14 protein-coding genes are annotated in these 21,861 nt (G+C 57.6%); 10 read left to right on the plus strand and 4 right to left on the minus strand.

What is annotated here, in order from left to right; translation table 11 throughout:
* Position 1 precedes the first annotated feature (1 nt).
* The 3 genes from M8N44_RS10245 to M8N44_RS10255 all read right to left on the minus strand — a co-directional run bounded on the left by M8N44_RS10245 (position 2) and on the right by M8N44_RS10255 (position 5,285).
* A complete protein-coding gene (locus M8N44_RS10245; RefSeq protein WP_102727877.1) occupies positions 2-1,750 on the minus strand; it encodes a TrkH family potassium uptake protein in 1,749 nt (582 codons plus the stop codon).
* Between the two features lie 233 nt (positions 1,751-1,983).
* Positions 1,984-4,434 (minus strand): sialate O-acetylesterase, encoded by a 2,451-nt coding sequence (locus M8N44_RS10250; RefSeq protein WP_102727878.1) that lies wholly within the window; start codon positions 4,432-4,434, stop codon positions 1,984-1,986.
* Positions 4,435-4,511: 77 nt separating this feature from the next.
* Positions 4,512-5,285 carry a PEP-CTERM sorting domain-containing protein gene (locus M8N44_RS10255; protein ID WP_102727879.1) on the minus strand — a complete coding sequence of 258 codons (774 nt, stop codon included), beginning with the start codon at positions 5,283-5,285 and terminating at the stop codon, positions 4,512-4,514.
* Positions 5,286-5,742: 457 nt separating this feature from the next.
* Here M8N44_RS10255 and hisF point away from each other — a divergent pair, with 457 nt between their 5' ends.
* The 5 genes from hisF (at position 5,743) to M8N44_RS10280 (ending at position 13,029) form a co-directional block, all read left to right on the plus strand.
* On the plus strand, positions 5,743-6,510 hold the full coding sequence (gene hisF / locus M8N44_RS10260) for an imidazole glycerol phosphate synthase subunit HisF (protein WP_022396114.1): 768 nt from the start codon (positions 5,743-5,745) through the stop codon (positions 6,508-6,510).
* A gap of 54 nt (positions 6,511-6,564) precedes the next feature.
* Positions 6,565-8,697: a glycoside hydrolase domain-containing protein gene (locus tag M8N44_RS10265; protein WP_102727880.1), complete on the plus strand. Its 2,133-nt coding sequence runs from the start codon at positions 6,565-6,567 to the stop codon at positions 8,695-8,697.
* A gap of 591 nt (positions 8,698-9,288) precedes the next feature.
* The gene (locus tag M8N44_RS10270) at positions 9,289-10,944 is read left to right on the plus strand and encodes a hypothetical protein (RefSeq protein ID WP_146018277.1); all 1,656 of its coding nucleotides are present in this window, start codon (positions 9,289-9,291) and stop codon (positions 10,942-10,944) included.
* Position 10,945: 1 nt separating this feature from the next.
* The gene (locus tag M8N44_RS10275) at positions 10,946-12,013 is read left to right on the plus strand and encodes a hypothetical protein (protein WP_146021053.1); all 1,068 of its coding nucleotides are present in this window, start codon (positions 10,946-10,948) and stop codon (positions 12,011-12,013) included.
* A 605-nt stretch (positions 12,014-12,618) separates the two neighbouring features.
* Positions 12,619-13,029, plus strand: a complete 411-nt coding sequence (locus M8N44_RS10280) for a hypothetical protein (RefSeq protein ID WP_146024326.1) — start codon at positions 12,619-12,621, stop codon at positions 13,027-13,029.
* Between the two features lie 119 nt (positions 13,030-13,148).
* Here the strand turns inward: M8N44_RS10280 and nifJ are convergent, their stop codons facing one another.
* Positions 13,149-16,727, minus strand: a complete 3,579-nt coding sequence (gene nifJ, locus M8N44_RS10285; protein WP_022396109.1) for a pyruvate:ferredoxin (flavodoxin) oxidoreductase — start codon at positions 16,725-16,727, stop codon at positions 13,149-13,151.
* 356 nt (positions 16,728-17,083) lie between these two features.
* Here nifJ and lysS point away from each other — a divergent pair, with 356 nt between their 5' ends.
* The 5 genes from lysS to M8N44_RS10310 all read left to right on the plus strand — a co-directional run bounded on the left by lysS (position 17,084) and on the right by M8N44_RS10310 (position 21,798).
* Positions 17,084-18,565 (plus strand): lysine--tRNA ligase, encoded by a 1,482-nt coding sequence (lysS, locus tag M8N44_RS10290; protein WP_102721685.1) that lies wholly within the window; start codon positions 17,084-17,086, stop codon positions 18,563-18,565.
* A gap of 17 nt (positions 18,566-18,582) precedes the next feature.
* Complete coding sequence (locus M8N44_RS10295) at positions 18,583-19,368, plus strand: PP2C family protein-serine/threonine phosphatase (protein ID WP_102727885.1); 786 nt, start codon at positions 18,583-18,585, stop codon at positions 19,366-19,368.
* 269 nt (positions 19,369-19,637) lie between these two features.
* A complete protein-coding gene (gene plsY / locus M8N44_RS10300; protein WP_102749476.1) occupies positions 19,638-20,294 on the plus strand; it encodes a glycerol-3-phosphate 1-O-acyltransferase PlsY in 657 nt (218 codons plus the stop codon).
* Between the two features lies 1 nt (position 20,295).
* Positions 20,296-21,306, plus strand: a complete 1,011-nt coding sequence (locus M8N44_RS10305; protein WP_102727252.1) for an NAD(P)H-dependent glycerol-3-phosphate dehydrogenase — start codon at positions 20,296-20,298, stop codon at positions 21,304-21,306.
* Positions 21,307-21,363: 57 nt separating this feature from the next.
* Positions 21,364-21,798, plus strand: coding sequence for an exosortase system-associated protein, TIGR04073 family (locus M8N44_RS10310; RefSeq protein WP_102727887.1), 435 nt, complete (start codon positions 21,364-21,366; stop codon positions 21,796-21,798).
* The last annotated feature ends 63 nt before the right edge of the window (positions 21,799-21,861 follow it).

Here is a 21,861-nt window from a genome sequence, read left to right on the forward strand (position 1 = left end):
TTCAGGTTAACGGAATTTTGACGGATGGATAGCGGTAATGCCGCGGGGTAGGGGTGCCGGCCAGCGCGATGAGGAAGGCGAAAAGCCCCACGCGGCCGGCGAGCATGTTGATGATGAGAAGATACTTGGAAGGGTCGCTCAGATTGGGCGTGATTCCCCGCGACACGCCTACCGTAGCAAAAGCGCTGCAGTTTTCAAAGAAGATATCCAGTGAGCTCATGGCGGGCTCCAGGCTGCAAATAAGAATGGTGAAACAGCCGATCCAGGCGCAGGAGACCACCACCGTGATCACGCACCGCGCCACGGTGCGCTGGTCAATGCGGCGGTGGAAGAATTCCACGTGGTCCCGGCCGCGGAGGATGCGCAGGATTTCCGCGCCCGCAATGGCGCAGGTGGTGGTTCTCATGCCGCCCGCCGTGCCGCCGGGGCTGCCGCCCACCACCATCAGGCCGCACATGATGAGGCTGGCCGCGGGCAGGTAGCGGCTGTAGTCGCTGATATTGAATCCCGCCGTGCGGGCCGTGACGCTGTCAAAAAGGCAGCTCCAGAGGTGCTGCCCCAGCGGTTCGGAAGTGTGGGGGGCGGAAACGGCAAAAATGGACAGGGCGCCCCCAGCCAGCAGAATGCCCGTGGCGATCATCACCAGTTTGAAATACGGGGTCCACTGCATGCGCAGGCGGCGGTGCTTGGCCAGAAAGCGGTTGACCAGGCGGGAGTTGATTTCCTTGTAAATGCCGAATCCCAGGCCGCCGCATACGATCAGCGCCATGATGACGGCCTGCCCGCTGTAGCACAGGCGGATGCCCGGCTCCATCAGATTCATCGGGAACGTGGAAAAACCCGCGTTGCAGAAGGCGGAAACGGAGTGGAAGAGGGAGTGCCACCACAGGGGTTCCCCCATCAGGTTGATATCCTTTCCTTCCCAGGAAAAGTACAGGAGGACGGCCCCGCACAGTTCAATGAACAGCGTGCTGACTACGATGGTGGTGATGAAGGAGACCACGGACCCCAGGTTCCCTTCGTCCAGCAGGTCCGTCAGAAGCACGCGGTCCCGCAGGGAAAAGCCCTGGCCCGCCACCATGGCCACGAAGTAGGCGAACGTCATGATGCCGAACCCGCCGATCTGGATGAGGGCAAGCGTGAACATTTCCCCCAGCGGGGTGAAGGTGTTGGCGAAGTCCACGGCGTTCAGACCGGTGACGCACACGGCGCTGGTGCTGGTGAACAGGGCGTCCGTAAAGCTCAGCGTGATGCCCGGATACGTGGAATTGGGGAGCAGAAGCAGCCCGGTGCCCGCCAGGATGACCACTCCCAGGGAGGTTACGAACTGCATGGCGGGAGCCATCAGCGGGCGCCCTTTTTTCTGCTTGCCCAGCAGCCATTCAAAAATCCTGGTCAGGGACATCAGCGTGGGGATGGCGATCAGCCCTGCCGTAATCACCAGGCGGGAAAGCTCCGTAAACCTCATGTAACTGTCCTCCTGCTGCTCCCTGGCGATCAGCAGGAAGATCAGCAGGCAGCAGATAATCTGGAAAATCAGCAGCCTCAGGGAAGGGCGGTTGATCTCCTTCCGGAAGAAGGAGCCCAGCACGCCCGTCAAATGGCCCAGCGTGGCGACGGCCGCAATCAGGCGCGACCATTCATGCTCCGCATGCGTCAGGGGCCACCCCAGCTCCCAGATGACGGCCCCCAGAAGGATGGCAATGCAGATAGCTGCAAGTTTGGTAAATCCCGAGCGTGTGGTTGTCATGGGTGGAGATGCCTTGCGCGGAGTCTAGCACCTGGACATGGAAAGAAAAGCTATTAAGCCGTTTGCCCCATTTCGCCCTGTTTACTCCGGTTATTTCCAACGCGCGCAGAGGAAAGGCGGCTGGGAGGAGGAAGGCATAACTTCCAGTTAAATCCCCGGGCTGTTCAGGTCCGGTCACGGAGCGCCGCAAAGGCTGGCGGCGCTCCTGCTGGCTTCGGGAGCAGGGGGAAAAGTCAGGCCCTGCGGCGCATTGCCAGCAGAGCCGCCATGCCCAGGAGCCCCAGCAGGGCACAGGACGGTTCGGGCACGGAAAGCGTCACGATTCCCGTGGAAGCGTCGTAATCCAGCACATTCCAGCCATGGGCGGCCTCTGCCAGGGAAAAATCTTCCGCGGAGGAAAGCCCTTCCAGAGTACCCCCTGAAATATCCGTAATCCTGAAGGACATGGTGCCGGAGCGAGCAAGGATGCCGCTGACGTCCAGAGTCAGGCCGTCCAGCAGGTTCAAGACGCCTCCCGTCATGATGATGGAGGCCAGCCCTTCGCCTCCTTCCACCAGGTTCATGGATGAAAGCTCCACGGTAAAATTCCCCGCCGCCAGGCTGTCGCCCGTTCCCAGCGTCATGGAATTGCCGGCCAGGATGCGGGAGCCGTTGGACAAGGCGAGTGTTCCTTCCAGGTGCTGGTCCGCCCAGACCACCTGGTGGCCGATTTCCACGCGCGCAACGGTGCCCCAGTTCAGCACCTCCCCTCCGGACAGGCGGATGGTGTTGGAAACGTCATAACGGTTCAAATCCAGCGTTCCTCCCGTGTGAACGGCCGCCGTTCCCGTGCCCAGGGCGCTTTTGTCTCCGAGCCGCAAAGTGCCTCCCCGGATTTGGGTGCCTCCCGCATAGGTATTGGCATGGGCCAGAACCAGCGTATTGCCGGTGGTCTTGGACAAGGCCCCATTTCCGGAAATCCCGCCGGACAGGGTCAGGACTTTTCCGGTGGCGTTGGTGGAGCTCCCGAAGGAGGAAACGGTGCCTTCCTCCAGAATGAAACGGTTGCTCCACGTATTGGACGTCACGTGTTCCCAGCCGGCAAGGACGGTTGCCCCCTGGAGCGTGACGGAGCCCGTTCCCCAGCCGGAGCCGGCGGTCTTGGTATCCGTGCCGTTCATTGTTACTTCCACTCCCGGACCGACGGTCCAGTTTCCCGTAAAAGCGGCGGCATCCGTATTGACGTAGGCGCTGACCTCCACTCTGGCGATTCCGGAGGGATCAGCCGCAAGGGTGGAATTGCGGATGGCGACGTCTCCCGTTCCCGTGATGAACGTGAGCTGATGGTTGCCGGAAGAACTGCTCCCCCGGATGGACAGGGTGCTTCTTCCCGCAAGGTTCCATTGCTGGTCGCCCTGAAGCTCCAGCACGGAAGCGATGTTCAGGTTTTTTCCGGTTGCGATGTCGATGCCGCCGCTCCCCAGGATCAAATGGCCGTCCTGCATGGAGGGAGCGGAACTGCCGTCAACGGCCACGCCCCGGATGGTGATGGTGTTCAGGTATGTATCTTCAATCCTGATGCCGTAAAGCACGGCGTTGGTTCCGGCGGCGGAACTCACCATGTTATCCTTGGCGGAGGAGGCTGCGTCCCAGACGGCCGTGCTGTCCACGGGGAGCTTGCCGTTCATCCAGGCTTCCGTGGAAGAGAGAGCGGCGTCGTAATTTCCGCTGCGGACCGTACCCGTATCGTACCCGGCCAGCCTGGCCGCCTCATAGGGATACCGCGCTCCGATGGTGATCTGGGACTTTCCGTCGTAATGGACGCCCATGTTGTCGCCGGAGGTGATTTTGGCGAGGTCCCGTGTCGGAACCCAGCCCATGTTGTCGTTTGCCCGGGCCAGGGCTTCCTGCTGGTCGCGGGTTGTTCCGGAAGAACCTTCATTGCCGTTGAATCCTCCGGTGACGTCCCCCGTTTCAGCATTCGTGACGTTGGTTGTGCCCCACTTGGCCTGTTCTCCCAGAATGGCCTGATGTGCCGCCAGAGGGCCGGTGTCCACTCCATCCCGGGCAAGGTCCCCCTGCAAGTTGTCCAGAAACGTTAAAAATGAATTGGCGGCATTACTGCTGTCAGTGACTGTATTGGACTCTCCCTGAAGGTACATTACGCCCATGATCTCCACCTTGTCGTAACCGTTGGCCAGGGCGTTTTCACAAGCCTTCCTGACGGTCTCCACTATGGCATTATAGGCGTTCGTGCCTTTGTTCCAATAGGAATTGCCTCCTCCGTCCAGAGTAGCCTTGACGATTCCCATGTCCGCATGTCCGGAGCCAGGGCCGCCCAGGGACCATCCCTTGCGCTCCATCATGGCGGCAAAGCCGTACTCCGGCCCCATGCAGTTGTAATTGCTTGACTCCGTTCCGCACACCTGGGGTACGACAGAACCCCAGGAAGAGGAAGCTGGCGGATTGCAGTCTACGGAACTGCCGGTGATCTTGTTGAAATTATTGTGCCAGAATTTGGTGCTTCCATCGGACCTGTACTGTTCCAGCAGCTCCGCGGACGCCGGAGACCCCTTGACGGCTCCCAGGGAATTGGATTGTCCTGTCAGGATGTATAATTGAAGCGTCTTGGCTTCTGCCGCGCCGATGAAAGCCGCCGTTATGGGGATGAACAGCAGACTGCGGTAAAGTGATGAAAATTTCATGGCAGTTGGATTCAAAGGGATAAAAAACAAAAGCCGCTGGCTGCATGAAACCGCCAGCGGCCCGACAGGAGGAAATTTTACTTTCTCCGGCGGCGCAGGAGCAGTGCGCCCAGCCCCAGAAGGCTCAGGGAGGCAGTGGCCGGTTCCGGAACGTTGATGATGGCTGCCAGGTCATCCTGCGTTGCCGCGCCTTCCCAGAAGCTGAGGCCGGATACCGTCGGGGAACTCTGGTTCCCGTTCAAGGTTGCCCAGCAGCCGATATAGAGCTGGTCCAGATTTCCGGCTTGGGCCATGTTGGGCCAGGATACGGTTTGAGTGGTGCCGTTCTGCGTAATGAACACGCTGTAGGCTCCCCCTGCCTGAACGGAGAGAGTCAGTGAAAACGGGCTGTTGAAGTCAATGGCGGTGCTGCTTAAGCCGCTTGCGGGACGTCCCGAGCTGCCGCCATTGTTGGCGATGCCTATCTTGCCGCTTTCATAGCGTCCTACAATGGAATTAAGACCGGTTCCGCCAATGGAAGCGCAGAAGAGGGAATCCGTGTTGTCCAGGCTGGCGGCGCTGGAGAAGTTAATGTTCACCGTATAGCCGGCAGCTCCGGAAAGCTGAAGGGAAGAAACATTAAGCCCGTTTTTCTTTGAATTGGTCGCATTGGACGTCCATGTTCCGTCGTTATTCCAGATAGCGTCGTTAAGCGTCCAGCTGAGGGACTTCGTTCCCAGGTCAGAAACAGCGGTGCCGCTGTCCGGTGAAGTCTGGTCAAACCGGGAAAATCCGGAAACCAGGGTGACGGCGGCGTGGCCGCCGGAAATGCCGAGGAGCGTGACGGCCAGAAGAGAAAGTGTTTTCTTCATTTTATTAAACTTTTGAGTCAAAAATACTGGAAGGAAGTATTTCCACCCGTTTACCGGATTAAGAATCCGGTTTTTTTATGTGAAATACAAATTTTGTATAACTTGCGGAGCAAGTATGGAAAGGATGAATTCAAAAAAGACCAGGAATACTATAATGATAGTATTTTCAATGTATTAAAATGTACAGTAAATTAATTGTTAACATTTTTTATTGTTTGCGGATTCTTAATCCGCAGACATTTATTGAACAGGAGGAGGAAAGCGTGTGTAAAATGCTTTCTATACATTTATCCATTTATTGAAATTCAAGGAATTGTCTTCAAATTTGATGGAGATGACAAAGAAAGCTTGCAACGGGATATTTATAGGAAAGAGACGTTTTTTCCCATCATAGGCATCCTGCGGCAAGCCGTATTTTAGGCTTTCCCTTTGCTGGCGGTGATGGCTTGATAAGGCCGTGCTGGCAAAAAGAATCATTCCATGTCTGGACGTAACGGACGGCAGAGTCGTCAAGGGGACCAATTTCGTCAACCTGAGGGATGCCGGTGACCCGGTGGAATGCGCCAGGGCATATGATGCCCAGCAGGCGGACGAGCTTGTTTTTCTGGACATCACCGCTTCTTCCGACGGCCGCGCCACCATGGTGGACGTGGTGCGCCGCACGGCGGCCTGCTGCTTCATGCCGCTGACCGTGGGAGGAGGCATCCGTTCCGTAATGGACATGCGTGAAATGCTTCTGGCGGGCGCGGACAAGGTGTCCCTGAATACGGCGGCCATCAACCGTCCGGAACTGATCAATGAAGGCGCGGCGGCCTTCGGCAGCCAGTGCATCGTCGTAGCCATTGACGCCAAGAGGCAGGCGCCCGGCAAATGGGGCGTTTCCACTCATGGCGGCCGTAAATTCGTGGGGCTGGATGCCGTGGAATGGGCCGTGGAGGCGGAACGCCGCGGTGCCGGGGAAATCCTGCTGACCAGCATGGATGCGGACGGGGCCAAAACCGGGTACGATATTGAACTGACCCGCGCCGTCAGCGAGGCGGTGCGCATTCCCGTGATCGCCAGCGGAGGAGCGGGCAGCCTGGACCACATGGTGGACGTGCTGGTGGAGGGCAAGGCGGACGCCGTGCTGGCGGCTTCCATCTTCCACTTCGGCGAATACACGGTGCCGGAAGCCAAAACCTACTTTGCCTCCAGGGGCATTCCGGTGCGTCCTTTGGCGGAATAGCGGAAACACTCTTTTTTCTTGAGAGAAAACGGAATTCCTGCACGTAATATACGCATGCGCCGTTTTCTTTTTCCTCTGTGTTCCGTTATTGCCTTAACGTCTTTTGTTCAGGCCCAGTCGCCGGACAGGCACCCGCTATATGAACCCGCCCTGGTTTCCGCCGGAGCGACGGGTGATGCGGGCAACCTGTTTGCCGGGGCCAAAGTCACCGCTTCCGGGCATTACGGCAACGACCGTCCGGAACTGGCCGTGGACGGCCAGGCGAACAACGCAGGCAAATACTGGGGATGTGAGGGCATTCCCGTCTGGCTTCAGATAGACATGGGGAAGCCCCGCGCGCTTTCCGCCCTGCATGTCTGGCCATATTGGGAGGGGGGCCGCATTTACAAGTATAAAATAGAAGGCTCGGAAGACGGCAAAAATTGGAAAATGCTGGCGGACCAGTCTTCCAACAGCATTGCGGCCACCTCGGAAGGCGTCCCCTTCAAATTCAATCCCCAGACGGTCCGGTACGTCAAAATCACCTTCCTGGGCAACAACGCCGGCAATGACAAGGGAGGGCACCTGGTGGAAATCAAGGGCTACGGCCCTGATGCCGCCCTGAACCTGCAAGCCGCGGCGGTGAAGGATTATGACCGCATCCCTTACAGCGGCGCTCCCAGGCAGGAAATGCTTCAGGATTCCGTGCGCCTGTCCGGCTGGAGGGGCGAACGCGCCGCCGGACAGATTGCCGTCTGGTCTTCCCAGGCGCAGCCCCAGTTATCCGCTACCTGCGCCGGGGTAAAAAATGCTGCCGGACAGGTCATTCCCGTCCGGACCTCCATGATACGCTACACCAAGGGAGGCAACAGGCTCATTTCAGATATCATCGGCAGTGAAAACAGCTGTGACCTGCAGGCCGGGGGCGTGCGTCCCGTCTGGGTGGAAGTTAACATTCCCCCGTCCGCCAAACCCGGCGTGTACAAGGGAAAAATAGTGGTTTCCGCGGAAAGCGGCTCTCCCGTGAGCGTTCCCGTAGTTCTGGAAGTGGCTCCGGAATCTCTGCCTGCGCCCGCCAATTGGCAGGTTCACCTGGACCTTTGGCAGCATCCGCAGGCTGTGGCGCGCTGGCATGATGTGGAACCGTGGTCTCCGGAACATTTCGCGCTGATGAAGCCGGTGATGAAGAGGCTGGCGGATGCCGGGCAGAAGGCCATTACCTGCTCCCTGATTGATGAAGCCTGGAACGCCCAGACCTACGACTGGTTCCCCCCCATGATCGAATGGATCAAGGGCAAGAACGGAACCATGCGCTGGAACTACGCCAACTTTGACAAATGGGTTTCCTTCATGATCAACGAGGTGGGCGTCAAGGGCCAGATATCCTGCTACACCATGATTCCGTGGAACATGAAAGTCCGTTATCTGGATGAAGCTACCGGAAAATACAAGTTCCTGGACCTCAAGCCGAACGACCCTTCCTACGAAGCCATCTGGGGGCCTTTCCTGACGGATTTCCGCAAGCATGTCAAGAGCAAGGGATGGCTGGACAAGACCTGCATCGGGCTGGATGAACGGCCGGACTCCATGGTAAAGGCGGCCAAGAACGTGCTGGACAAGTATGCTCCGGAATTCAAGATCGTCTCCGCCGTCAACCGGCCTACCGCCATGACCCGGGACGTGTATGACGTCTCTCCCGTGCTCGACCATGCGGACACGGTCACGGGCGATCTCCTGGCGCAGCGCAAGAAAGAGGGGAAGAAGACGACGTTCTATGTTTGCGTCCATCCCAAAAAGCCCAACACCTTTACCATCTCCCCGCTGGCGGAGGCGGAATGGCTGCCCCTCTTTGCCGCCGCCAACCATCTGGACGGCTTTTTGAGGTGGGCCTACAACTCCTGGAACCGCAATCCGTTTGAAAAGACGGACTTCGGCAACTGGCCCGCGGGAGACTGCTACCTGGTTTATCCCGGCAACCTCAGTTCCCTGCGGTTTGAAAAACTCCGAGACGGGCTGGAAGAATTTGAAAAGGTCAATATCCTGCGCGCCCGCGCCGCGAAGAACCCGAAGGCGAAAGCCGCCGTGGCCCGCATGGATGAGGAGCTTTCCAAGCTCTTCACCGTGGAAAGAAGCCGCGGCGATTCCCATGAGGACGACGTGCGCAAGGCCCGTGAAATCATCCGTAAAACGGCGGAAGCCGCTAGATGATTTTATAGCTTCCGCGTTTTCGATTCTTTATTTTTATAAAAAGCTTGTCCTTGTCTTTCAGGTTGCTGGGGGACAACGGGCAAGCTTTATTTATTGTTCTTCCGCCTCTGGGAGCGAGCAGTTTGGGTAGTCCTTTGGACTTTCCGCCCGTAGTGGCAGCATTTATGGAATTTGCTTATTTTCAACAGGAGGGAGTAGAGGCACGTATCGTCCGTGTTTAATTCGTCAAGTAATGGTTGAATCCCAAAAAACCGATATTTACGATGGCATTCCATAAAAATACTAAATGCAATGAATAACGCAATTTCAATAAATAACGGTGATTCCCGGCATGAAATAAAGATTGAAAACGGGAAGATGGGTTCAACGGGAGCATTAAATCAGAAACACGATCAGGGATATGCGGAAGGCGTCGAATTTAAATATGGATTCATTTCTTCCACGGAAGGAACTTCCGACCGTGCTTCCAGAATCCGGAAATGGTATGCCCTCCGCGGAACAAAAATAGAATACTGGTCCGTAGAAAGTGATCATGTTACATGTGCAGAGCTGGATTCTGACAAAACTTCCGGAGGCATCAAACAAAGGATCATGTTCTTTGAAGACAGGGACTCGTTTGACACTCCGGATTATGCCGCGGGATTTTATGTAATTTCGTGGAAGGACCGGGGCAGGCGCGGTGATGATGGCAACAAGGTTAACAATAGTTACCATGTTAAAGTCACGCTGGGAGACCCGTCGCAGAATACCGGAGAAGTAATCGCCTCGTTGAATGTCAAGGAGGGTGAAATTATCCCGGGGGAATGGAGAGACAGATGCTTGCTGATGCGCCTCAAGCGTTCCCAGGAATTCAATACGGGAAGGGAGGACATATGGCTCTCCATGGAATGTGAGGAAGGCGGAACTTTTGGAACTCTGATTACGGAAGTGGATATTCATCCCGTCACCTTGAAGGCTTTTCCGGCTCCGCTGTTTGGAGTATCGGAAAGATTGGTCGTACCGCAGGAAGATGATCATTCCGATGCGCTGGGATATGTGGACGGCAGGAATACTGACACGATTGCATGGATTGATTATGCAGAGACAGGTTCCGGCCAGGAAAGCAGTCCTAGAATGCCCAGTTTGCATTTTGAAATAAAAGGGTTGGATGCCGGGCGTTTTTCCTGGAAAACCAGGCTGACGGTAAGCTACAGCCGCCCGGCGATCCAATATGCAGATGCCCCTGCCGGAACCCGGGATCGCAACCGGGCCGTTTTGGATAAAGATACAGTACATATCCCTTCCATTCAGGAAAATTGGAAAGAACAGCCAGTGTCCTTATGGAATATTGCGGAGGATACGGATTGGCTTGAAGAGGTGAATGAAGGCTTTTTTGGAGGAAATGCCAGTCTGGAATTTGAAATTAAATCCAAAAACGGCCACTCCTCCTATACAGGAGCGGATATCTATCGTTTCCGCATCGGAGGGCAGAATCCGGACGATCAAATGTGCACCCGGTATATTCAGTCCTACGTGCTTCAAATGTATCCGGATACTTTGGCCTCCATGGAATGGTGTCTTCCCGCCGTAGGCAAAAGCGAATCATTTGGATATGGCGGCGAGGCGGTTTATTACCCCTTCTCCTGGAGTAATGCCCCGTCATCCTTGTACAATCAATTTTTGGCCGGAGGCGGCAAGTACCGGAGGGAGCCCGGGGCGGAAGGAATTCCGCTTCATAGCCAGGATACCGCCGGCGCCGGCGGTTACGGCATTTTTCAAGTGACGGGAACGGCAGGGGGAGACGGCATATATACCGCCATCCCAAGGGAGCAAATATGGAACTGGCAGAAAAACATCCAGGCAGCCCTTCAAATCATCCTTGTCAAATACAATGAGGCGCACAGGTGGATGCTCCGTCAACTCCAGCAGCAGCAGGCGGAAGCGCCTGAAAGTGCTCTCCCGGTTTATCGTGCGGCCGATACCAATCCAGGCCAGGGGGTTCCGTATGATTATTCATTTGCGGAAGGAACGGCCTGTACCATCGCCCAGCTTTGCACGCTTAAGGCATATAACGGAGCTTCCAAATGTTCCCGGCAGATTAACGAACCCGGCACCAAGGTGCGCTCCCCCGGTTTTCTTTATGATCCCGGAAAAAGCGGCCACTACTGCGCCTGGATGAATACTTCTAGACAATGGTGCATTTCCAGATATAATAGCAATAATTTTGATTATGTGGACAGGGTTCTGTCCAGGGTAAATCAAATTTAGAATGAATGCTTTAATCACAGGATTATGCTTTTTATGCTGCTCTGCCGCCTTGTTAAAGGCGGCAGAGCAGCCGCCTGTTTTTTCCCTTCATTTTTCCCAGCTTCCTTCTTTTCTCCAGTGGAATATTCGCAAACAGGTTTCCGGACAGGGCGATCTTATTGAATCATGGACGGGCTGGAATCCTGCATTAAAGAATTCAGACGGCCCCAACGGCGGCCTTGTTTTTATGCAGGAAATTGATCTTGTGGGAGACCATGGAAAAGAAAGAATTTTCCTGTACCGGAACCCTGAAATAGCTGGAACTCCTCCCCCGCAGGATGAACATGTAAGGTTTATCTGCAATGCGGATAACTCTTATCTTTATACGGTTCCTTCCTTCTGCCTGCACGGGAAGAAAATCGGCAGTGTTTTTCGTGGTGAAGAAGCTTATTATTTTTGTCCTGACAGGTATGTTAACAGGTATCGCTTTATCTATGGATGGAAGCAATGGGAACTGACGGAACAGTATGGCAGGGTATTGGAATGGAGCGGCTGTGAAGAGACCAATCCCAAAGATGGAACCCGCTGGAAAAGCGGCATGGAGCAGACGGAAAGCGTTTATGTAAATACGGGCGTCATTAAGGAAACATGCTCCCTTTCCCCAGGCAGCCGCCGGGTGCCTCTTTCCCAGGAAACCGAGGGTGAAGATCCGTTTGAAACAATAGTAAAAGAAAAGACAAAATCGCCTGCATCACCTGAACAGGAAAAATTGGCAGAGGACATGCCCTCTGAAACGGTTTGGGTTGTGTCCCTCTTTGAACTTCTTACACAGGATGCTCCCCAGTGGAAATGTTTTAAGGCGGTTTCTTTAAAAGAGGCGGAAAAAGAATGGAGGAAAATTTCCGGTCCTGCCCTTGAGCAATCCCGGAAATGGAATCAGAAAGAAGCCGTGCAGGCTATGGATGCGTTTCTTAACGTGAAGAATCCCCAAGGGGTAAAAAATTGTCCCTTATTCCAATCTCCGGCTGAAACCGCATTGAAAGATGATAAAACGCCGCCGGGCAGTCCCATGGGCGGGGAAGAACCGTAAAACAGAAATGTCCTTGATCTGCGGGCTTGGCGTGTTCATTTGCTGATAGGCTTTCCCCAGCGGGGACATGGGGCCAGAATGGGTACATTCCGCGCACAGAGTTAAGAGGTACTTCCGCATGTACTTTCCACGTAAGCAGGCCATTTTCTTCCATGAAGCGCAAATGCGCGCCCGGGTTCGTGGCAGTGCAACCGGTGCAGTTTGCCTGCGGCCACCGTTATCATGAAGTAAGTGAAGAAGTATTTTACATCATCAGGGACCATGCCGCCGTGCGTACTCCGGAGGGTGAAAAGAATCTGAAGAAGGGGATGCGCTCTCTCCGGATGTCGGTACCCGCTTCATGCCCGATGTGGTGCACTTCCCGGATACGGCTTCCGGAATGGTATGTTCTTCCTCCGGCATGCACCATTTCCAGGAGTCCTGAGCAGTATTCCTGCTCCGGGAGCGTTCTTCCTTCACGCGGGCCGCGCCTGGGGAAGGAGATGCCTGGGACCGTTTTTCTTCCCGGCGGATAGCATGCCGGGATTGGTTTATTTCTTGCGGGGAGGAAAGGCTGCACCTATGCTTGATGCATTCAGACAAGTCCCATGTACGGAAATATTGTTTTGCTTGCGTTGTTTCTGCTGTCATCCATCGTTCCGGGGGTGGAGCCGGACGCTGCTCATTGCTTTTCCGCGAAGGGGTATTTGATCATGGATTCCCTGCTGTTTGCGGGGTGCTTCTGTTTCCAGCTGGTGATGATTTTCATCCAGTGCGGAAATCCGTGGAAAGGCCGCAGATGTGAAAGACCTTCCCTGAAAAGGTTTCTGCTGTTCCGTGGCGCATGGAGCTGCGGCTACTTTCTGGCGTGGTTTCTCGCGGCTGTCACCGCGGGGCAGGCGGTGCACCTGCTGCTGTTCCGGGACTGGAAGAACGGGTGGCTGTGGACGGACGCGCTCGGATGCCTGGCGGCCTGCGCGGGTCTTGTGGCCGGACATGCCGTGGGACTGAAGCTGTGGAAGAAAAGGGTTCTGTGAACCTGCGCGGAAGGCGCCCGTATCCGGCGCGCAGAAAAGAGCTCTCTCCTGTTGAATGAATAAAAACGCCCCTGCCGGACGAACCGTGCAGGGGCGTTGAAATTCAGCGGCTGTACGCTTTATTCCGCGGACTTGTCGGCGCCCATGTTGGCAATGCTCTGGTACAGGTTCCAGCGGTGCCAGACGTCCTTCTGGGCTTCTTCAAGGAGTTTTTCAAATCCTTCCTTGTTGGTCTTCGCCAGAAGCTTGAAGCGGTTTTCGCTGAGAAGCACGTCGCGAAGGTCGCCCTTCGGTCCCTTGCCTTCCACGATCAGCGGATTCTTGCCCTGGAGGGCCAGGTCCGGATTGTAGCGGTAGAGCAGGATGCGGCCGGAATCCACCCATGCCTTCTGCTGCTGCAGGCCCTTGGCCATGTTGATGCCGTGAGAGATGCAGTGGGAGTAGGCGATGATGATGGCGGGGCCGTCATAGGCTTCCGCTTCCACAAAGGCTTTCAGCGTATGTTCGTCCTTCGCGCCGAGGGCGACGGAAGCCACGTACACGTTCCCGTAGGTCATGGCCATGAGGCCCAGGTCCTTTTTCACGCCGGGCTTGCCGGTCGTGGCGAACTTGGCCACGGCAGCGCGCGGGGTGGACTTGGAGCACTGGCCGCCGGTGTTGGAGTACACTTCCGTATCCATGACCAGCACCTTCACGTTCCTGCCGCTGGCCAGGATGTGGTCCAGGCCGCCGTAGCCGATGTCGTAGGCCCAGCCGTCGCCGCCGAGGATCCAGACGCTCTTGCGGACGAGTTTGTCCGCCATGGTCAGGAGGCGTGCACATTCCGGCTTGCCAGTGATTCTCTTCTTGAGTTCGGCGACGTTTTCACGCTGCTGCGCGATGTCCGCCTCATCCTTCTGCGGGTTGGTCAGGATCTGGTCCACCAGTTCCTGGCCCACGATGCCGGCGGCTTCATGGAGGAGCTCAATGGCGTGTTCCATCTGCTTGTCCAGGGAGACGCGGAAGCCAAGGCCGAATTCGGCGTTGTCTTCAAACAGGGAGTTGGACCAGGCCGGTCCGCGCCCTTCGGAGTCATGGGACCACGGGGTGGTGGGCAGGTTGCCGCCGTAGATGGAGGAGCAGCCCGTAGCGTTGGCGACCACCAGCCGGTTGCCGAAGAGCTGGGAGAGCATTTTCACGTACGGGGTTTCACCGCAGCCGGCGCAGGCGCCGGAGAATTCAAACAGCGGGCGCAGCACCTGCATGGAGCGGATGTTGTCCGTCCTTACCTTGGTGCGGTCCACGTCCGGAAGGCTCATGAAGAAGTCCCAGTTGGCTTCCTCCTTGTCGTGAATCTTCAGGGTGGGCACCATGGTCAGGGCCTTGTGGGTGGGGTCCGTCTTGCTCTTGGCCGGGCAGACGTCGGAGCAGAGCGTGCAGCCCGTGCAGTCGTTCGGGGAGACCTGGATGACGAATTTTTCACCCTTCCAGTCCGGATGCTTGGCATCCAGGCATTCAAAGCCTTCCGGCGCGCCGGAGAGGGCGTCCGGAGAGAAGAACTTGCTGCGGATGGCGGCGTGCGGGCAAACGGCCGTGCACTTGCCGCACTGGATGCAGAGGGCGGGATCCCATTCCGGGAGGTCCAGGGCCAGGTTGCGCTTTTCGTACTGGGAAGTGCCGTTCGGGAACGTGCCGTCCACGGGCATCTGGCTGACGGGGATGCTGTCCCCTTCGCCGCACATCATCTTGCCGAGGACGTTCTGGACGTAGTCCGGAGCGTCAGCGGACATGACGGGCGGAATGGCATGGCCGGTGATGGTCTTGCCGGTGGTGTCCACCTGGTGGAGGTTTTCCAGCGTGGCGTCCACGGCGGCGATGTTCTTGTCCACCACTTCCTGGCCCTTCTTGGCGTAGGTCTTGGCGATGGCTTTCTTGATGTAGCCGATGGCTTCATCAGCGGGAATCACGCCGGCCAGCTTGAAGAAGCAGGTCTGCATGATCATGTTGATGCGGCCGCCCATGCCCGTTTTCCGGGCCACGGAGAAGGCGTCAATCGTGTAAAGCTTGAGGTTCTTGTCCAGAATCTGCTGCTGCATGCGGGCGGGCAGCGTGTCCCACAGCTTGTCCGCGGGGTGCGGGCTGTTCATCAGGAAGGTGGCGCCGTTGGCGGCGTTCTTCAGGAAGTCAAACAGGTTCAGCAGCGTGGGCTGGTGCAGCGCCAGGAAGTTCGCCTTGGTGATCAGGTACGTGGACTTGATCGGGCGCGGGCCGAAGCGCAGGTGGGAGATGGTGGAGGAACCGGCCTTCTTGGAGTCGTACACGAAGTAGCCCTGAACGTACAGGTCCGTGTGCTGGCCGATGATCTTGATGGCGTCCTTGTTGGCGCCCACGGTACCGTCGGAACCGAGGCCGAAGAACATGGCGCGCGTCACGTCGTCCGCTTCCGTGGAGTAATCTTCATCATACGGAAGGCTGGTGCCCAGCACGTCGTCGTTGATGCCGATGGTGAAGTGGTTCTTGGGAGCGTCCTGTTCCAGGCTGTCATAGACGCCCTTGACCATGGCAGGAGTGAATTCCTTGGAGGAGAGGCCGTAGCGGCCGCCTACCACCTTGGGCATGCCGTTGGTGAAGGGGAGCGTGCCGGAGCCTTGGGCGTCAAAGAGGGCCTGGATGACGTCCTGGTGGAGCGGTTCGCCCTGGGAGCCGGGTTCCTTGGTGCGGTCCAGCACGGCGATCTTCCTGACCGTGGCGGGGAGCGCCTTGATCAGTTCCGCGGCGGGGAAGGGGCGGAACAGGCGCACCTTGAGCACGCCCACCTTGGCGTTTTCACGGGCGATCATGGCTTCCACCGTTTCTTCCACGGCTTCCGCGCCGGAACCCATCAGGATGATCACGCGTTCTGCGTCCGGGGCGCCGGAGTAGTCCACCAGATGGTAGGAACGGCCCGTGAGGTCCGCAAACCTGTCCATGGCCTTCTGCACGATGGCGGGGGTGGCTTCATAGAATTGGTTGACCGTTTCACGGCCCTGGAAGTAAACGTCCGGGTTCTGGGCGGTGCCGCGCAGCACGGGAGCGTCAGGCGTCAGGGCGCGTTCGCGGAAGGAGTCCGCCCATTCCTGCTTGATCATGCCGTTCAGCGTATCGTCCGTGATATCTGCAATCTTGCCGATTTCATGGGACGTGCGGAAGCCGTCAAAGAAGTTCATGAACGGAACGCGGGATTCCAGCGTGGCGGCGTGGGAAATGGCGGCAAAATCCGCGGCTTCCTGCGTGGAGGAGCCGCACAGCATGGCCCAGCCGCAGGAGCGGGCGCTCATCACGTCGCTGTGGTCGCCGAAAATGGAGAGGCCCTGGTAGGCCAGGGAACGGGCGGCCACATGGAACACGGCCGGAGTCAGTTCCCCTGCGATCTTGAACATGTTCGGGATCATCAGCAGGAGGCCCTGGGATGCGGTGAAGGTAGTTGCCATGGCTCCGGTCTGGAGGGCGCCGTGAACGGTGCCTGCCGCGCCGCCTTCACTCTGCATTTCCACCACGGAGGGAACGGTGCCCCACAGGTTCTTCCGGTTGACAGCGGCCCAGCTTTCGGCTGATTCACCCATCGGAGAGGACGGTGTAATGGGGTAAATGGCAATGACTTCAGAAAAACGATAGGCTACGGAGGCTACGGCTTCGTTAGCGTCAATCGTGCTGTAAGTTACGGTTGTCTGATCACTCATAAGTCTGCACGGATAGTATATAATTGATAAATAAGGTGCGCCTTAACGGAGTTATTTATAACATGTCTGACGCCGAAGGTAAAAGCAATTATGCGTATGTGGGGTTTTGGCGGCTATTTTTTAATAATAAGACCAGTTTCTTTTCAATTCCTTTGAATATCGTGCCTTGCGTGGTTCTCCCGCTCCTTTTTACAGAGGCTGCGGACGGGCATCCACCCCCGCGGGTGCGTCCCCCGGCGCTTGGACTCCGGAAAGGAGGGCAAAAAGGTCCCCGGTTCCGGACAGGCCGCCAAAAATGCCCCCTGCCTGACAATGCACTAGCCAAAACGGAGGCAAGCCTTTAAAATCCCCGCACTATGTCCGAACAACAGCAGGCACATCCGAATACGACGGAATCCGAACTTATTGCCGTGCGCCGCGACAAGCTCGCCAAAATCCGCGAGCTGGGGATTGATCCCTACGGCGCAAGATTTGACGTGACCACCACCCCCGCCGGATTGAAAGCCGATTTCCAGGAAGACAAACAGGTAGCCGTGGCCGGCCGCCTGCTGGCTATTCGCGACATGGGCAAATCCCAGTTTTTCGTCATTGGAGACGTACGTGGCAAAATCCAGGGGTTCCTGCACAGGAATGAAGTGGATGAAACCACCTGGAAGCTGTGGAAGCTCCTGGACCGCGGAGACTGGATCGGCATTGAAGGAACCACCTTCCTGACCCGTACCGGAGAACCCACCGTGAAGGTCTCCGGCCTGACCATTCTTTCCAAGAGCCTCCGTCCCCTGCCGGACAAATGGCATGGCCTGGCGGACAAGGAGGTCACCTACCGCAAGCGCCATCTGGACCTCATTTCCAATGAGGAAAGCGCGTCCCTGTTCGTCACGCGCTCCCTCATGATTGCGGAAATCCGCCGCTTTCTCCAGGAACGCGGCTATCTGGAAGTGGAAACCCCCATGCTTCAGGACGTGGCCGGGGGCGCCGCCGCCAAGCCGTTTGAAACGTACCATAACGCGCTGGACATGCCGCTGACGCTGCGCATTGCTCCGGAACTCTTCCTCAAGCGACTGATGGTAGGCGGCTTCACCAAGATTTTTGAACTCAACCGCAGCTTCCGTAATGAAGGCATCGACCGCCGCCACAATCCGGAATTCACGATGCTGGAAGCCTACTGCGCCTGCGGGGATTTTGAAACCATGGCGAACATGGTGGAAGAACTCATCTGCCACCTGGCGGAAAAATTCTGCGGAGGCCTCCAGATAGACCACAAGGATGCAGAAGGCAACGTGCTTTACACGATCGACCTCAGCCGCCCCTGGAAGCGCGCCGACTACCAGGACCTGATCCGCGCCGTGGCCGGGCAGGACTGGTTTGACATTTCTCCCGAGGCGCGCCGCGCCCGCTGTGAGGAGCTGGATGTGGAAATCAGCCCGGACATGAAGGATGTGGACGTTTCCCAGCAGGTTTATGAAAAGCTGGTGGAGGAAAAAACCATGAATCCCTGCTTCGTCACCCATGTGGCCAAGGACCTGGTTCCCCTCGCCAAGCTGAACAAAGAAAACCCGGACGTGGTGGACGTGTATGAACTGGTAATCAACGGGCAGGAAATTTCCCCCGGTTACTCGGAGCTGAACGATCCGGACGTGCAGAAAGAGCGCCTGGAACACCAGGCCGCCGGGGAAACCCAGCGCGTGGACTACGACTTCATTGAAACGCTGGAATACGGCATGCCCTCCGCAGGCGGCATCGGCATCGGCATTGACCGCGTCATCATGATGCTGACGGGCGCCTCTTCCATCCGCGACGTCCTGCTCTTCCCGCAACTGAAACGGAAGGACAGTTAATTCAGCCCCCCAGCCGCATGGCCCCCCCCACCCCGGATACCCTGGACTGCGCTTCCGCCCAATGGATCGGCAAACGCCGTGAGCAGGAAGACGTGGTTAAAAGCCTTCCCGCCGCCGGCGGGATGCTGGGCATCGTGTGCGACGGCATGGGGGGCCATCTCCGCGGAGACTGCGCCTCCTGCGTGGTGGCGCAGGAATTTGCCGCAGTATTTGCGGAAAGCGGCGTGGAGGATATTCCGGAGCGTCTGACGGAAGCCCTGCATGCCGCCAACCGGGCGCTGGCCGCCATCCAGAAGGAGCCGGAGGAATCCGGAACCACGCTGCTGGCCGTCTTCATCCGTGACCGTTCCCTGTGGTGGATCAGCGTGGGGGATTCCCCCCTTTACTTATGGAGCGGAGCGGACAGCTTCCGCATGGACCGCCTGAATGAAGACCACTCCATGAGGCCCATTGCGGATTGCCTCTACCGGAAGGGGGAAATGTCCCTCCAGGGCGCTCTGCGCCAGCGCTGCGTTCTGCGGTCCGCCGTCATGGGGGGGCCCATGGAACTGGTGGACATCAGCGCCATGCCCCTGCTTCTGCATCCGGGGGATGCGGTGCTGGCCTGCTCGGACGGCTTGCAGGTCTGGAGCGAACTGCTGAGGGAGCCTTCTTTCCTGGCTCTCCAAAAGGCCAGGGACTGTTCCAGCCGGGAGCTGGTGGGAACCATCATGGAGCAGGTGAAGGACATGCTGGAACCGCAGCAGGACAATGCCTCCGTCTGGGCCGCCGTGATGCGGAAACCCTGCACGGACGGTAAATAAACCCGTTCCGGAAAAGGAAAAATAAGACCGGGGGCATCTTCCCCACGAGCGCGGGGCGAGCCTGTGCCGTTTTTACTGCGTCGCTTTTTAAAAGAGGGCCTTTCCTCCGGACGGGGGCGGTGCAGGAAGCCTTCTGGAAATCCGGTGCCGGGGAAGGCCGTTGAACGTTCCGCTGTTCCGCGGGAGCAGGCCGCCGGAAAGAAGCGTCCCGGAGACGATTTCCCCATTGTCATTTGACGGGCGGGGGGGTAGAATACCCTCCGCACGACATGATTGCCTGGATAGTTCTCTATATTGCAGCCTCCTACCTGGTTGGAGCGGTTCCGTTCGGCTACCTTGCCGGCAGGATCAGGGGCCTTGACCTGAGGCGGGAGGGTTCCTGCAACATAGGCGCTACCAATGCATGGCGCGTGCTGGGCTGGAAGTGGGGCCTCTCCGTTTTTGCGCTGGATTTTTTAAAGGGGTTCGTGCCCGTGTTCGGCGCCCTGAACTGGCTGCCGTTCCTGACGGGGGATGCGGGCGGCTGGGACTTCAACGCCGTAGTCGTCCTCGTCTGTTTCGCCGTGGTGCTCGGCCATACCTATACCTGTTTCCTTGGGTTCAGGGGCGGAAAGGGCGTGGCGACGACTGCGGGCGTCTTGTTTGCCCTCAATCCGGTGGTGGCCTGCGTGGCCCTGGGCGCGTGGCTGGTATTCATGGGAATCTCCGGCATCGTGTCGCTGGCCAGCCTGGTGGCTGCCGTGGCGATGATCGCCGCCGGATGGTGGTTCTACCCGCTTTGCCAGGGCGGGGCCGTTTCTCCCCAGATACTTTACATTGCCTTTTTCACGGTGGTGGGGGCTCTGGTCATTCTCAAGCACCGTTCCAACATCGTGAGGCTCCTCAACGGAACGGAACACTCCTTCTATTCCAAAAAGTCCAAGTAAGATGATGAATCGGTTACATAAAATAGCAGTCATCGGCGCCGGTTCCTGGGGTACGGCCCTCTCCATGGTCCTGGCGACCCGGGAATGTGAAGTCGTCCTGTGGACGCCGGAAGAAGCGCAGGCCCGGCAGCTTGCTGAAACCAGGCGCAGCCCGGTCCTGTCGGAAACCGCCGCGCCCCTGGCCCCCAACATCCATCCCACTTGCGACCTGGACCAGGTGAAGGACGCGGAGCTCATCGTGGTGGTGGTGCCTTCCGTAGCCATGCGTTCCGTAGCGCAGCGGCTGCGTGACCTGCCGGTGAGGCCGGACGCCGTCATCGTCTCCTGCACCAAGGGCATTGAACAGGGCTCCCATAAAAGAATGACGGAAATCCTTCAGGAATATCTGCCCTCCAATCCCATAGGCGTGCTCTCCGGCCCCAACCATGCGGAAGACATCTGCCTGGGCCTCCCGTCCGCCTCCCTGATCGGGTTTGAGGATCCGAAATATGCGGACTGGGTGCAGCAGATATTCGCCTCCAAGACCTTCCGCGTTTATTCCGCTACGGACATCATCGGCATGCAGCTGGGGGGAACCATCAAGAACGTCTTTGCCATCGGGGCCGGACTGTGCGAGGGGCTGAACCTGGGAGATAACGCCCAGGCCGCCCTGCTGACCCGCGGCCTGGCGGAAATGACGCGCATCGGCGTAGCCAGCGGAGGCCGCAGGGAAACCTTCATGGGCCTTTCCGGCGTGGGCGATCTCATCGTCACCTGCTATTCCCGCCACTCCCGCAACCAGACGGTGGGGCGGAGGCTGGCGGAAGGAAAAAGCCTCCAGGAAATTCTGGACGCCCTGGGCATGGTGGCGGAAGGGGTGCCCAACACGCTCTCCGTCTATGAAATTGCGCGGAAGCTGGGAGTGAGGACGCCGCTGATTGACGCCGTCTATTCCGTTCTTTATGAATCCAAGCCGCCCATGGAAGCGCTTGTGGAGCTCATGACGCGGGACCCCCGCCCGGAATTAGATTGATTTTTTGTTTTTTTGAGTTGCTTTCCCTCGACAAATTATACTATATAAACAATCAGTATGAAACGTGCCATCATCTCAGCTCTTTTTGCCGCCGGCGCCATCGGTGTCGCCAGTGCGGACATTCAGGCTCCACCCGCTTCCGAATACACCCCCACCCGCAAGCTGGGCCGCGCCATCGCCAACATCATTTACTCCGTTGAAGAAATTCCCCTGGGAATCATCAACTGGACGAGCCGCGAAGGTGACTATGCCGGTTTTTCCGTGGGCATTGTTGATGGCACCGCCACCATGCTTGAACGCATGGGCTACGGCATCTATGAACTTGTCACGTTCTGGGCTCCCACCTACAAGTGCACGTACAAGCCCCCCTATCAGGGACGTTGCGGCATGAGCGGCCTTAAGGAATACAATCCCAACGGCGGCCTGAGCGAATTCCCTGCGGAACTCAGCTTCCAGAGCTACTACAAGTACTCCCGCCAGCAGCGCGACTAAAATCCGGCTGTTAAAAATTTCAAAAGGGCTGTCTGCAATGGAGCAGACAGCCCTTTTTAATGT

The sequence above is a fragment of the Akkermansia massiliensis genome, assembly GCF_023516715.1.
Taxonomy (GTDB): domain Bacteria; phylum Verrucomicrobiota; class Verrucomicrobiia; order Verrucomicrobiales; family Akkermansiaceae; genus Akkermansia; species Akkermansia massiliensis.